This window comes from Nocardia sp. NPDC019219, from assembly GCF_040632645.1.
In the GTDB taxonomy this organism is placed as follows: domain Bacteria; phylum Actinomycetota; class Actinomycetes; order Mycobacteriales; family Mycobacteriaceae; genus Nocardia; species Nocardia sputorum.
This window is the reverse complement of record NZ_JBEYCG010000024.1, coordinates 18,496-31,606: the sequence shown is the minus strand read 5'-3', so window position 1 is coordinate 31,606 and position 13,111 is coordinate 18,496. Positions and strand designations below refer to the sequence as shown.

Annotated in this window: 12 protein-coding genes and 1 tRNA gene; 9 read left to right on the top strand and 4 right to left on the bottom strand. The window is 69.2% G+C overall.

Translation table 11 applies throughout. The features are described 5' to 3' along the window. Positions 1-207 precede the first annotated feature (207 nt). Positions 208-891 carry a hypothetical protein gene (locus ABZ552_RS32020; protein ID WP_281875241.1) on the top strand — a complete coding sequence of 228 codons (684 nt, stop codon included), beginning with the start codon at positions 208-210 and terminating at the stop codon, positions 889-891. 245 nt (positions 892-1,136) lie between these two features. Here ABZ552_RS32020 and ABZ552_RS32015 read toward each other — a convergent pair whose 3' ends face one another. Further along, positions 1,137-1,790 carry a L,D-transpeptidase family protein gene (locus ABZ552_RS32015; protein WP_281875240.1) on the bottom strand — a complete coding sequence of 218 codons (654 nt, stop codon included), beginning with the start codon at positions 1,788-1,790 and terminating at the stop codon, positions 1,137-1,139. 513 nt (positions 1,791-2,303) lie between these two features. Between ABZ552_RS32015 and ABZ552_RS32010 the strand changes: the two genes are divergently transcribed. The 3 genes from ABZ552_RS32010 (at position 2,304) to ABZ552_RS32000 (ending at position 3,603) form a co-directional block, all read left to right on the top strand. Next, entirely contained in the window at positions 2,304-2,678 is a 375-nt protein-coding gene (locus ABZ552_RS32010; protein ID WP_281875239.1) for a hypothetical protein, read from the top strand. 70 nt (positions 2,679-2,748) lie between these two features. After that, entirely contained in the window at positions 2,749-3,126 is a 378-nt protein-coding gene (locus tag ABZ552_RS32005) for a hypothetical protein (protein ID WP_281916766.1), read from the top strand. A 192-nt stretch (positions 3,127-3,318) separates the two neighbouring features. Beyond that, the gene (locus ABZ552_RS32000) at positions 3,319-3,603 is read left to right on the top strand and encodes a hypothetical protein (protein WP_357441625.1); all 285 of its coding nucleotides are present in this window, start codon (positions 3,319-3,321) and stop codon (positions 3,601-3,603) included. A gap of 69 nt (positions 3,604-3,672) precedes the next feature. Here ABZ552_RS32000 and ABZ552_RS31995 read toward each other — a convergent pair. The 3 genes from ABZ552_RS31995 to ABZ552_RS31985 form a co-directional block, all read right to left on the bottom strand. Further along, positions 3,673-3,745, bottom strand: a tRNA-Arg gene (locus ABZ552_RS31995). Between the two features lie 106 nt (positions 3,746-3,851). Then, positions 3,852-4,520 carry a DUF305 domain-containing protein gene (locus tag ABZ552_RS31990; RefSeq protein ID WP_281919465.1) on the bottom strand — a complete coding sequence of 223 codons (669 nt, stop codon included), beginning with the start codon at positions 4,518-4,520 and terminating at the stop codon, positions 3,852-3,854. A gap of 569 nt (positions 4,521-5,089) precedes the next feature. Then, positions 5,090-6,010 carry a DUF3105 domain-containing protein gene (locus tag ABZ552_RS31985; protein ID WP_281875236.1) on the bottom strand — a complete coding sequence of 307 codons (921 nt, stop codon included), beginning with the start codon at positions 6,008-6,010 and terminating at the stop codon, positions 5,090-5,092. Positions 6,011-6,103: 93 nt separating this feature from the next. Between ABZ552_RS31985 and argS the strand changes: the two genes are divergently transcribed. Genes argS through thrB form a run of 5 tightly spaced genes read left to right on the top strand, consistent with a single transcriptional unit; the run spans position 6,104 to position 12,718 of the window. Then, on the top strand, positions 6,104-7,762 hold the full coding sequence (gene argS / locus ABZ552_RS31980; RefSeq protein WP_281875235.1) for an arginine--tRNA ligase: 1,659 nt from the start codon (positions 6,104-6,106) through the stop codon (positions 7,760-7,762). A 58-nt stretch (positions 7,763-7,820) separates the two neighbouring features. Then, positions 7,821-9,242, top strand: coding sequence for a diaminopimelate decarboxylase (lysA, locus tag ABZ552_RS31975; RefSeq protein ID WP_281875234.1), 1,422 nt, complete (start codon positions 7,821-7,823; stop codon positions 9,240-9,242). Continuing rightward, a complete protein-coding gene (locus ABZ552_RS31970) occupies positions 9,239-10,594 on the top strand; it encodes a homoserine dehydrogenase (RefSeq protein WP_357441622.1) in 1,356 nt (451 codons plus the stop codon). Before lysA ends, ABZ552_RS31970 begins: the two co-directional genes overlap by 4 nt. Positions 10,595-10,617: 23 nt before the next feature. After that, entirely contained in the window at positions 10,618-11,739 is a 1,122-nt protein-coding gene (thrC, locus tag ABZ552_RS31965; protein ID WP_281881127.1) for a threonine synthase, read from the top strand. 25 nt (positions 11,740-11,764) lie between these two features. After that, complete coding sequence (thrB, locus tag ABZ552_RS31960) at positions 11,765-12,718, top strand: homoserine kinase (RefSeq protein ID WP_281875232.1); 954 nt, start codon at positions 11,765-11,767, stop codon at positions 12,716-12,718. Positions 12,719-13,111: the final 393 nt, after the last annotated feature.

Sequence of the window (13,111 nt, the reverse complement as noted above, 5' to 3'; positions counted from 1 at the left end):
GTCTGTTGCGCAAAATCCGGCAGGTGGAACACTGCGCCGGGCCGAGTCTCATTGCTGCGCATTTGCCGTTTGTGCATGCATCTGCGAGACCCCTGTGAGGAGCCCTTCTACCCTGGTTTGCCATGGCGGGCAGGCGTGGCGCGGCGGGTTGTCCGGCCGGTTGCCGATCGGTTGTCGCGGTGGGGGGCCGGTGATACGTTGCCCGGCATGGGATTTCAGTTGCCGCATCCCGAGGTGCTGTGGGCGCGCGTGACCGTCTTGGACGTGATCACCGCCGCTACCCACACCGATCGGGCCGCGAGCGGACAGGAGATCGGGCAGACGGCCGGAGTGGAAGGCGGCCGGCTGATCAACGACGACGGCGAGGGCAATTGGTACTCGCTGGTCAGATATCCCGGCGACCGTGCGCTGCTATTCGGCAGGGACGAGGACAACGAGGTCGCCGGGACCTCCTACGATCCGCTGTCCGCCGCGCCTGCCTGGGTGCGCTCGGTGGAACCGACGACGAAGCTGCCCGCCGGCGTCGAAGGCCCGGTGAGCTTCGTGCGCTGGTGGGAGTTCGGCCGCTGGCAGCACACGCCGACCGACCTGGACGACGGCCTGGAGCTCGGCCTCAGCGCCGCCTCCAGCCGGGAGGACTTCACCGGCAGCGTCATGAGCGCCGCCATCCACGCGAAGTGGGTGGAGATGGACTACGAGGCGGGCAAGCTCACCGCGCTCACCGTCGACCCCACCGCCCTGCACGCCCTGTGCGATGCCACCGAGAACGGCTCCGTCACCAAGGCCCACTTCTACTTCCTCCAGCCCGGCTTCACGGCCCCCGCCTTCACCTACCTCACCAAGGCGGGCGTGCTCAGCTCGACCGACAAGCCCACCGAACCCCTGCCGTGACCCTCTGATCGCACGCGACACCCAACCCATTCGAGAAGGGCTCCGGCTTCCGGAGCCCTTCGCTCATATGACGGCGGCATTCGAGAAATCCCTTGTCCACGTCCCAGCGCCATCGGCTCGTCGATCGCCGGATTCGACGGTCGGCCGACTTCGATGCGGTCGGTGGCCGTGCAGCGCGACCGGACATCGCTCCGTTCGGCCGAGTCACTGCGCTTCGCCGCGAAGCCGACCGGAGAACAGCGGATTCAGATCGCGTACATGCCGATCACCGGCTTCCTCGACGGCTCGAGCGTGGCCAGCAGCGTGCGCATCACGTCATCGCCCACCGCGACGCACCCTGCGGTCGGCCTGCCTGCCTCGACGTGGACGAAGAAGGCCGAGCCCCGCTTCGGCACGACCGGAAACCGGTTGTAGTCGATGACCAGCGCGTAGTTGTATTGCGGGTCGGTCCGGCCGAGATTCTCACTGACGGTGGTGTCGAACGGGCACTCGCCCTCGGCGCATCGAAATTTCTGGTTGTACAGCGGGCTCTCCGTGTCCGACACCCACCACCAGGTATTCGACGGGTCCACCGACAGGTAGGGAAGCTTCGCGCCCGCGTGCGGTAACCGGCCGAAGCCCTCGGTCAACGCGAACGTGCCCTCCGGCGTATACGCCGCCCCCTCCCTCGCCTCCCGGGAAATCCCCGCCTTGCCCACCCAGGCGGGCACCGCCAACGTCCGCTCCCACCGCCGCATCCGGTTCCGCTGCCACAATTCCAACGTCCCCCGATCGGCTCCCGCGGGGGCGGTCACCCAGACGACTTGCGTGCCCGGCACCGCGTCCGGATCGAACGGCGGCCTACTCCCGGTCACCACGACGATCCCGACCACCGCGACCGCCACCAAAACCCCTGTCACGCCCCAGCGCACCCACCCGCGCCGGTTCCCAGCGTCAGCCAATCCTGTTCACGCTCCTCCGCGTATCAGACGCCCCGCCATCTCACACAGTGCCGAGCCATCGTATTCACCACCGCCCCCAGCAGACGTGTCGTTGAGCGGCACATGGCTGCGGCGAACGTCGAGTGAACCTCTCCGTGGTGTGCCACTCGCGTATCGATGTGGGGCTAGGGCGAATGGGACACCTTCACCACCGGCGCGGTGCGTGGCGGGTTCGAGCGGGCATGGGACTACGGCAACTTCGCCAACGGGCACCTCGACCTGCGGCGGATACCGCAGCGCGGCGACGTCAGCGATCGGTGCGCCGGCTTTCTCCGTTCGGTTGATGTAGGTGCGGCCGGTCTGGACATTCCGGCAGGACAGGCCAGGTGTGGAAGCCCGCCCGGTCGCCCGTGCCTACCAGTCGTTAAGGATTCCTTTAGACCGATCGGTGAGGGTCGCGCGACAGTGTTTCCTTTTTGCGCAGGAGCCTTGATGATCGCAACCCGTCTGACCCTCCTGGGACTTCCCGTGCTCGTGCTGGCCGCGACCGCCGGTCTGGCCACGGCTCCCACTGCCGTGGCGCAGCCCCCGCTGCCGACCTACACCTGCAAGTACACGCCCATCACCGACTACCTCGTGGTGTTCAGCTCGATGCGAGCGCGCAAATGCGCCGCGTCACCGGGCGCTCCGCTGGATGGCAATTACTTCTATCCGGTCCGGATGGAGAACAGCGTCACCGGTGAGAAATGGGAATGCGGTGGCGCGTTCCCGTACCTCGGCAAGCCCATCCATCCGGAAATGGGATCTTACGAGGCCGAGGCGGTGCTCAACGCCGGTGTGGACGCGAGCAATTGTCGCCCGATCTGACCCGTGCTGCGCGCGACAACGGCTTTCGACTGCCGAGAAGTATTGATTTCTATTTCGAACAGGAACCGCGATGAACACAACCCGTACAGTCCGACTCGGGCTGCCGATACTCCTGCTGGCCGCTACCGCCGGCCTGGTGGCCGCCCCCGCCGCGGAGGCTCAAACTCTGCCGACCTACACCTGCGGCTACACGATCGACCTACCGCACTTCGGCTCCGTCAAAGGCCGCGAATGCACGGCCTCGGCGGGCGCTCCCCTGACCGGCCACCACTGGATCACCTTCCAGATGCGAAACAGTGGATCGGGTGAGACATGGGTGTGCAACAGCGTCGAGGCGGCTCTCGTCCCGTACTACCTGGACGACAAAATAGATCCGGACTACGCGGACTTCGAACGGGCATACGGTCGCGGCGCGGACGCGAGCGTCTGTCACCGCCTACTGGACTGACGCGGCATCGAGGGCATGGCCGGGGAGTGGGTGTTTCGTCCGTACGGTTCCTCCGTAACAACATCGGGGTACGGTCGATCCGGGCCGGTGACTCGACACCCGTACCTGGCGCTGTCGATCTCCGGCCTGCTCCATCCGCCTCGATCGAGGCGGATGGGTGCACGCTTTGCTGTCGCTAGAAAGGATCTGCCGGTGTTCTCGGCAACCACATCCACCGCTGCGCGTCGGATTTCGGCACGCGCAATCATCGCTGGAGCAATCGTCGCTGTTCCCCTGACGATATCGACGATTCCGGCCTCGGCCGCTCCGGCGACGTCCGTTGCGGTCGGCACGGAAATCGGGCACGACGGCTGGGACGACCGCCCCGACTTCCGGGGCAAAGATTGGCCGGGGGATCACGACAACGGTCGCGGCAATGATCCGCTCTGGCGTCTGCTCCACGGCGTCCTGCCGAATGGCGTGTTCGGCAGCAGCTGAGCGCGGCCGAAGGCAGGAAGGACAATGGCTCCCGACCAGAAGAATCTGGTCGGGAGCCATCGTGTCGCGTGCCCTCGGCAGGATTCGAACCTGCGGCCTTCTGCTCCGGAGGCAGACGCTCTATCCCCTGAGCTACGAGGGCGGGATAGGGCTCGGTCGGGGCCTGGGAGGCGGTCCGATCGGGCTGGGTCAGCCTATCGTATCGGCGGCCGTCCGCCAAAAAGGGCGGACGGCGGCGGGGTTTCGGGTCAGGGGAGGGGGGCGGCCCCGCGGGCGGTGAGCATGGTGGTCATCAGGTCGGACTCGCCGCGCTGGGTCGTGGCCATGGTTTCGGCGAGGGTGCGCACCGCTGTGGTGTCGGCGTGCTGGGCGGCGTAGTCGATCATCGGCAGGCCGCCTCGGTGGTGGCGCAGCATGAGCTGCAGGAACATCGTGTCCAGCTTGGGGCTGGTGGCTTGGCGCAGCGCGGCCAGTTCGGCGGGCGTGGCCATGCCGGGCATGGTGGACACCGGCCCGGAGTGGTGCGGCACGTCGGCTCCGGAATGGTCGTGGCCGCCCATCGGCTCGCTCATCCAGCCCATGAACCCGTCCACGCCCTGCGCGGGCTCGCCCCACAACTGCAACCAGCCCTGCATGCGCCCGATCTGGCTCTGCTGGGTGGTGAGGATATCGTAGGCCAGCCGCCGTACCTCGGTGTCGGTGGAACGAACCAGCACCACGCCCGCCATCTCGACGGCTTGCGCATGATGGGCCGACATGTCCTGGCTGAACCCTGTGTCGACCGGGCCCGGCTCCGGCTCCTTCGCGCCGTCCAGCGGAATCCGGGCGAGCACGCCGATCGCGAAGCCGATGAGCATGGCGCCGATGATGCCGAGGGCCAGCAGCGCCGTGCGCTGGCGGCGCAACTGCCCACCGATGCCGGAATCGCCTGACGCTTCGCCCTCGGCTCCGGTGGCTCCGGAATCGCTGGATCCGGCAGCCACTGCGCGCGTGGACCCCGCGGATTTTTCGTGGCTGTCGGTTCCGGTGCCTGGTTCTCGATCGAATCCGGCGGCTCGGTGCTCGCTGGATCCGAAGGCTTCCCGACTGCCGGACCCGGTGACGTCAGTGCTGGACGGGGCGGTGGCTGCGCGCTCGTCGATCCCGAGGGTGCCGCGACCAGCAGGGCCGGTCGCTTCGGAAGCGTCGGCCCCGGTGGCGCTGCGACCAACGGAGTTGGTGGCCGCAGAAGTGCCTGCTCCCGCCGAAGTTGCGCTGTCACCCGCCCCGGTGGGGCCATGACCGGCCGACCCGATGACTCCAGGCGCGCCGGAACCGGCCGGGGTTGCGCCATCGCCGGACCCGCCGGCTGGGTGACCGCCGCCTGCGGTCCGAGTGCGGGACTCGTCGGACTCCGCTCGATCGTCGGAATCAGTGACTTCGCGATCGCTGGAACCAGCCGATGCTTCGCGTCCGGCGGATTCCGCGCCGCCCCGCTCGCCGGCCACTACTGCCCCGCGCCGGGTGCGGGCTGGGCAGGCGCGGGCTGCGCGGGCACCGGAGCGCCGGGCATACCGGGGAGCCCCGGAAGACCGGGAACGCCCGGCACACCGGGCAGCCCGCCGGGCGCGCCACCGAGTTCGGACTGGTCCGGCTGCAGGCCCCTGCCGTCCATCGGCACCGCGTCGGGTCCGGGCGGCGTGGGGTCGAACGGCGGCGGGTTGTCGGTGTCGAAGACGATGGTCGAGCAGTCCGCGCCGACCTCGGGGTAGGTGTAGTTGTTCAGCCGCAGCGCGGTGATGAACTGGCCGACGCGCTTGTCGTCCGCGCTGTCCAGCTTCAACTGATGACCCCAGGACTGCAGCGACACCGGGGAGTCGAGGCCCGGGTAGGGCGACATCATCGTGTACGGCTTGCCCTCGACCTTCGCCTTCAGCGTCGCGATGCCGTCGGCGTTCACCTTGTCCGGGTTGTAGGCGATCCACACCGCGCCGTGCTCGAGGGAGTGCACCGCGTTCTCCACCCGGATCGGCTTGTTGTAGACCACGCCGGTGCAGGTCGCCCAGGACTGGTCGTGCGGGCCGCCGAACGGCGGCGCCTGGTCGTAGGCCACCCGCTGGTTCGAGCCGATGTGCAGCCCAGCGGGGTATTCCTTCTTCACCACGCCCGGGATCCCGTCGGACGGGTCCTTCTTCTGCGCGCTCGGGGTGTACTTGTCCAGGTCGGCCTTTTCCCGGTACTTGGGGACCAGGTTGTAAGCCAGGGCGCCGATCAATGCGATGATTACTACGGCCGCGCCGATGGCCAGCCAGGGGATCTGCCGGTTCTTCTTCGGAAGCTGTCCTTGTCTGCCCCGCTTGCGGGGAGCGGACAACTTCGCCGCGGCCTTGGCGGCCTTGGCCGATTTGGCGCTGGGACTGCTAGGCATCGCTCAGTGTGCTCTTTCGACGTTGATGGATCCGCTGGCTGCGCAGTGCCCACCCCGAGGTGTACACCCGCCAAGACCATAGGATAGAGACTCGTGACTCCAGCTGACCTTGCAGATCTCCTTCGCTCGACCGCGGCGAAGGTGCTTGTCGAACGTGGACTGGACCCCGCGGTCCTGCCCGACGAGGTCACCGTGGAGCGTCCCAGGAACCCCGAACACGGCGACTATGCCACGAACGTCGCGATGCAGGTGGCCAAGCGCGCCGGGACCAAGCCGCGTGACCTGGCCACCTGGCTGGCCGACGCGCTCGCCGCCGCCGACGGCATCGCCGCCGCGGAGGTCGCCGGGCCCGGATTCCTGAACATCCGCCTCGCGGCTTCCGCGCAGGGCGCGATCATCGAGCGGGTGCTCGCCGCCGGCGCCGCGTACGGCACCGCCGAGACGCTGCGGGGCACCCGGATCAACCTGGAGTTCGTCTCGGCCAACCCGACCGGTCCGGTGCACCTGGGCGGTACCCGGTGGGCTTCGGTCGGCGACGCGCTGGGCCGCATCCTGGCCGCGCAGGGCGCCGACGTGGTGCGCGAGTACTACTTCAACGACCACGGCGCGCAGATCGATCGGTTCGCCGCCTCGCTGGCCGCGGCCGCCACCGGCGCGCCGACCCCGGAGAACGGCTACGCGGGCGCCTACATCGGCGAGATCGCCGACAAGATCGTGGCCGCGCACCCGGATGTGCTGAGCAAGCCGGAGGCCGAGCGCCTCGAGCTGTTCCGGGCCGAAGGCGTCGAGCTGATGTTCGCGCACATCAAGGAGTCGCTGCACGAGTTCGGCACCGATTTCGACGTCTACTTCAACGAGAGCTCGCTGTTCGCTTCCGGCGCGGTGGAGCAAGCCGTGGAGCGGCTGAAGAACTCCGGCGACCTGTACGAGAAGGACGGCGCCTGGTGGATCGCGAGCTCGGAATACGGTGACGACCAGGACCGGGTTGTCATCAAGAGCGACGGCAAAGCCGCCTACATCGCGGGCGACATCGCCTATTTCCAGGACAAGCGGGCCCGCGGCTTCGATCTGTGCATCTACATGCTCGGCGCCGACCACCACGGTTACATCGGCAGGCTGAAGGCCGCCGCGGCCGCCTTCGGCGACGACCCGGCGACCGTCGAAGTGCTGATCGGGCAGATGGTGAACCTGCTGCGCGACGGCGTGGCGGTGAAGATGAGCAAGCGCGCGGGCACCGTGGTGACGCTCGACGACCTGGTCGAGGCGATCGGCGTGGACGCGGCGCGGTACTCGCTGGTGCGTTCGTCGGTGAACTCGAGCATCGACATCGATCTGAACCTGTGGGCCAGCCAGAGCAACGAGAACCCGGTCTACTACGTGCAGTACGCGCACGCGCGGACCGCGTCCATCGCGCGCAATGCCGCCGAGTTCGAATACGGTTCCGTCGCAGCCGATCTCGCGTTGCTGTCGGCCGAGGAGGAAGGCGAGCTGATTCGCACCCTCGGCGAATACCCGCGCGTGGTGGCGAGCGCGGCGAGCCTGCGCGAACCGCACCGGGTGGCCCGCTACCTGGAGGAGCTGGCAGGCGCGTACCACCGTTTCCAGACCAACAAGAACCTGCGCGTCCTGCCGCTGGGTGACGACCCGGTCTCCCCGACGAACGCCGCCCGGCTCGCTCTGGTCAACGCCACGCGCCAGGTGTTGGCCAACGGCTTGGGCCTGCTCGGTGTCAGCGCCCCGGAGCGCATGTGACCGGCCGGTCGACCGGAGGGAAGGAAACGACAGTGAGCGAGCGCAGCGAGAGGCAAAAATGAGCGCGCATCCCGCCGGTCCCCGGCACGCCGAGATCCCGCACGCGCCGAATCTGCCGGAGCGTCCGAGCGACCCGCAGCAGATGATCGATTTGCCCGCGAACGTGTGGCCGCGCAATGCCACGCGCGACGACGCGGGCGTGGTCCACTTCGCGGGCGTGCCGGTGTACGAGCTGGCCGAGCGGTTCGGCACCCCGCTGTTCGTGGTCGACGAGGACGATTTCCGCTCCCGCTGCCGCGACATGGTTCGTGCTTTCGGCGCGAACGCGCGCGTGCACTACGCGTCGAAGGCGTTCCTGTGCGGCGAGGTCGCCCGCTGGATCCGGGACGAGGGCCTCTCGCTGGACGTGTGCTCGGGCGGCGAACTCGCCATCGCGTTGCACGCGGGCTTCCCGGCCGAGCGAATCGCATTGCACGGCAACAACAAATCGGTCGCGGAGCTGGAAGCCGCGGTGTCCGCGGGCGTCGGTCACGTCGTGGTCGACTCGCTCATCGAGATCGAGCGCCTGGAGGCTGTCGCGAGCCGTGCCGGCGTGGTGCAGGACGTCCTGGTCCGGGTCACCGTCGGCGTCGAAGCCCACACCCACGAATACATTTCGACCGCGCACGAGGACCAGAAGTTCGGCTTCTCGATCGCGGGCGGCGACGCGATGGAGGCGCTCGCGCGCGTCTTCGACGCGGACAATCTGCGCCTGGTCGGCCTGCACAGCCACATCGGCTCGCAGATCTTCGAGATCGACGGCTTCGAGATCGCCGCGCGGCGCATGCTCGGCCTGCTCCGCGAGGCCATCGACAAGTTCGGCATCGAGCGCACCGCCCAGATCGCGACGCTGGATCTCGGTGGCGGACTCGGCATTTCGTATCTGCCGTCGGACGACCCGCCGCCGCTGGACCAGTTCGCGGCGAACCTGCGCGAACTGGTGGCGGCCGAAGCCGAACGCGCGGGCCTGCCCACGCCCACGATCGCGGTGGAGCCCGGCCGCGCCATCGCCGGTCCGGGCACGGTGACGCTCTACGAGGTGGGCACCATCAAGGACGTCTCGCTCGACGGCGGTCTGCGCCGCCGCTACGTGAGCGTCGACGGCGGCATGAGCGACAACATCCGGCCCGCGCTGTACCAGGCCGACTACGACTGCCGCCTGGTCTCGCGGTCGTCGCAGGCCGGGCCGGTGGTCGCGCGCGTCGTCGGAAAGCATTGTGAGAGCGGCGACATCGTCATCCGGGACACCTGGATGCCCGCCGACGTCGGCCCCGGTGACCTGGTCGCCGTCGCCGCCACCGGCGCGTACTGCTACTCGATGTCCAGCCGGTACAACCAGTTGACCCGCCCCGCGGTCGTCGCGGTGCGGGACGGACAGCCGCGCCTGATCCTGCGCCGGGAAACGGTGGCGGACCTGCTCAGCTTGGAGGTGGAAGCGTGACGGCCAACGCGAAGAACGGCGTGTGGGGGACCGATCGCCCGATCGGGGTCGCGGTCCTCGGCATGGGCAATGTCGGCACCGAGGTGGTGCGCATCCTGCGCGAGCACGCCGAGGACCTGCGTTCCCGCGTCGGCGCACCGGTGGTGCTACGCGGGGTGGCCGTGCGCAGCCTCGACACCGACCGCGGCATCCCCGCGGATCTGCTGACCACCGACGCCGACGCCCTGGTCGCCCGCGACGACGTGGACCTGGTGGTCGAGGTGATCGGCGGCATCGATCCGCCGCGCCGCTTGATCCTGGCCGCGCTGAACGCGGGCAAATCCGTGGTGACCGCGAACAAGGCGCTGCTGGCCGACTACACCGGTGAACTCGCCGCCGCCGCCGAACGCAGCCGCGCCGATCTGTACTTCGAGGCCGCCGTCGCGGGCGCGATCCCCGTGGTGCGCCCGCTGATCCAGTCGCTGGCGGGCGACCGGGTGAACCGGGTCGTCGGCATCGTCAACGGCACCACCAACTTCATCCTCTCCGCGATGGACGAGACCGGCGCCGATTACTCGCAGACGCTGGCCGAGGCCACCCGGCTGGGCTACGCCGAAGCCGATCCCACCGCCGACGTGGAGGGTTACGACGCCGCGGCCAAGGCCGCGATCCTGGCCTCGCTGGCGTTCCACACCCGGGTCACCGCCGCCGACGTGTACCGCGAGGGCATCTCGCGCATTTCCGCCGAGGATCTGGAGACCGCCTCGGCGCTCGACTGCACGGTCAAGCTGCTGGCCATCTGTGAGCGCGTGGACGCGGGTCCCGGCGAGCCGGGCCCGGAGGACGGCGGCAAGGAGCGCGTCTCGGTGCGCGTCTACCCGGCGCTCATTCCCCGCAAGCATCCGCTGGCCGCGGTGACCGGGGCGTTCAACGCGGTGGTCGTCGAGGCGGAGAACGCCGGGCGGCTGATGTTCTACGGGCAGGGCGCGGGTGGTGCGCCGACCGCGTCGGCCGTCCTCGGCGATCTGGTGATGGCGGCCCGGAACAAGTTCTACGGGGGTCGCGCTCCGGGCGAATCGGTTTATGCTGAGCTACCGATCGCGCCGATCGGCGATACGCCCACCCGCTATCACGTGAACTTGCAGGTCGAGGACCGTCCTGGAGTCCTGGCCGCGGTGGCGGGCGAATTCGCCGCACATGGGGTGAGCATCTCGACCGTCCGTCAAGAAGGGCACGGCTCGGGTGCGCGCCTGGTCGTGGTGACCCACCACGCCGTGGAGTCGGCGCTCGCGGACACCGTGGCCGCCCTGGCGGAAATGGCATCCGTCACATCTGTGACCAGCGTTCTGAGATTGGAAGGCACCGAAGAATGACCACAGCGTCGCGCAGCGACTCCATGAGGGGCGGCGGCCGGGAGCCGGAGGGGCATACGGCGGGCGTCGCGCCCCAGGCGGGAGTGCACTCCCGCTGGCCGGGCCTGATCGCGGCCTACCGCGACCGGCTCGCGGGCGCGGCCGACTGGGAGCCGGTCACGCTGTACGAGGGCGGTACGCCGCTGGTGCCCGCGGCGCACCTGTCCGAGATCACCGGTTGCGAGGTGTACTTGAAGGTCGAGGGCCTGAACCCGACCGGCTCGTTCAAGGACCGCGGTATGACGATGGCGATGACCGACGCCAAGTACCGCGGCCAGCAAGCGGTGCTGTGCGCGTCCACCGGCAACACCTCGGCCTCCGCGGCGGCGTACGCCACCCGCGCGGGCATGAGCTGCGCCGTGCTGATTCCGCAGGGCAAGATCGCGATGGGCAAGCTGGCCCAGGCCGTCATGCTCGGCGCGAAGATCATCCAGGTGCAGGGCAACTTCGACGACTGCCTCGAGCTCGCCCGCAAGGTCACCGCCGATTTTCCCAGCATCGGCCTGGTCAACTCGGTGAACCCGGCGCGCATCGAGGGTCAGAAGACCGCCGCCTTCGAGATCTGCGACGTGCTCGGCAAGGCGCCTGACGTGCACGCCCTTCCCGTCGGCAACGCGGGCAACATCACCGCGTACTGGCGTGGCTACCGCGAGTACTACGCCGACGGCGTCACCGGCGCGCTGCCGCGCATGCTCGGCGTGCAGGCCGCGGGCGCCGCCCCGCTGGTCAACGGCGCCCCGGTGAAGGATCCCGAGACCATCGCCACCGCGATCCGGATCGGCGCGCCTGCCTCCTGGAACGGGGCCGTCGAGGCCAAGGAACAGTCCGGTGGCGCGTTCCGCGCCGCCACCGACGAGGAGATCCTGGACGCGTATCGCCTGGTCGCCGCGACCGAGGGCGTATTCGTGGAGCCCGCGTCGGCGGCCAGCGTGGCCGGCGTGCTCGCCGCCCGTAAGGAGGGCTGGCTGGATGCCGGGCTCACCGTGGTGTGCACGGTGACCGGCAACGGTCTCAAGGATCCCGACACCGCGCTGTCGGGCATGCCGCAGGTGCAGCCGATCTCCGTCGACCCGGTCGCGGTCGCCGCCGAACTCGAACTGGCCTGAGTTGAGCTCGCGCGACGGCCAGCTCATGAGCGCGACGCTGCCCGCCGGTCTGACCGTGACCGTGCGGGTACCCGCGTCCACCGCGAACCTCGGTCCCGGGTTCGATTCGCTCGGCATGGCATTGGGGATCTACGACGAGATCGAGGTGCGCACCACCGATTCCGGGCTCACCATCCGGGTCGAGGGTGAGGGCGCCGACGATGTCCCTTGGGGCCCTTCGCATCTCGTGGTCCGCGCGATCGAGCGCGGCCTGGAGTCGGCCGGGGTGTGGGCCGACGGCCTGGATGTGGTGTGCCGCAACGTGATTCCGCATTCTCGTGGGCTCGGCTCCTCGGCCTCCGCGGCGGTCGGCGGACTGGCCGCGGGGTGTGCCCTCGCCGCGAAGCTGGACCCGGCGCTGGCCACCTCGGCCGACCGAATGGTCCAGCTGGCGGCCGAATTCGAAGGTCATCCGGACAACGCGGCCGCCAGTGTCCTCGGCGGGATCGTGGTGTCGTGGACCGAGAGCGATCGCCCCGCCGACGAGGCTCCGGCCACGGAGTATCACGGCCGCGTCTACCGCGCGGTGCGGCTCGACGCGCATCCCACGCTGCGCCCGGTGGTGCTGATCCCCGAGGTGCGCTCCTCCACCGCGCACACCCGCGGCCTGCTGCCCGACGTCGTGCCGCACGGCGACGCCGCGTTCAACGTCAGCCGCGCCGCGCTGGCCGTGGTGGCGCTCACCCAGCGCCCCGACCTGCTGCTGCCCGCCACCGCGGACCGCTTGCATCAGGGCCAGCGTGCCCCCGCGCTACCGTTGACCACCGCGTGGATCACCCGCCTGCGCACGGCGGGCATCGCGGCCACCGTCTCCGGGGCGGGACCGACCATCCTGGCCCTCGGTACCAGCGAATTCCCGGCAGAACTCCGTGAACTGGCGGCGGCCGACGGCCTGCGGGTGGTGGAGCCGGGAATCGCGGAGGGCGTCCTGGTCGACTGACGGCGAGTCTGTCTTGCCGAGATTCGCAATGGACAGCTATTCTGGGCAAGTCCGTACATCGTGCGCATCAGACGCCGGTGCTTCATCAGGGCAATCGCTCCAGCAGGCTCCAGGCTCGAGCCTCCAGGCCATGGGGGTGCTGCGTAGCTGCGCAACTGGAATGATCTCTCCCCACCTTTCACCATTGGTGGAGAAGCCGCCGGTCCGGCGGGGCAGGTGATACGGCACACAGCGCCCGGACGGACGCATCCCAGTCCGGCAGAATGCCCGGGCTGCGGGACGAACCCTCGAAACAGCACACGGCGATCGAGGGAAGGAAAGGATTTCCGTGACAGATACGGACCTGCTCGCGACACCCGGCGTGGAATCGAACCCGACGGGCGACCGCGAAAG

Coding starts and splice junctions, on each gene's coding strand:
- thrB (WP_281875232.1), top strand. CDS start 11,765: ATGAGCGCGACGCTGCCCGCCGGTCTGACCGTGACCGTGCGGGTACCC.
- ABZ552_RS31985 (WP_281875236.1), bottom strand. CDS start 6,010: ATGCCTAGCAGTCCCAGCGCCAAATCGGCCAAGGCCGCCAAGGCCGCG.
- thrC (WP_281881127.1), top strand. CDS start 10,618: ATGAGGGGCGGCGGCCGGGAGCCGGAGGGGCATACGGCGGGCGTCGCG.
- ABZ552_RS32010 (WP_281875239.1), top strand. CDS start 2,304: ATGATCGCAACCCGTCTGACCCTCCTGGGACTTCCCGTGCTCGTGCTG.
- lysA (WP_281875234.1), top strand. CDS start 7,821: ATGAGCGCGCATCCCGCCGGTCCCCGGCACGCCGAGATCCCGCACGCG.
- ABZ552_RS32005 (WP_281916766.1), top strand. CDS start 2,749: ATGAACACAACCCGTACAGTCCGACTCGGGCTGCCGATACTCCTGCTG.
- ABZ552_RS32020 (WP_281875241.1), top strand. CDS start 208: ATGGGATTTCAGTTGCCGCATCCCGAGGTGCTGTGGGCGCGCGTGACC.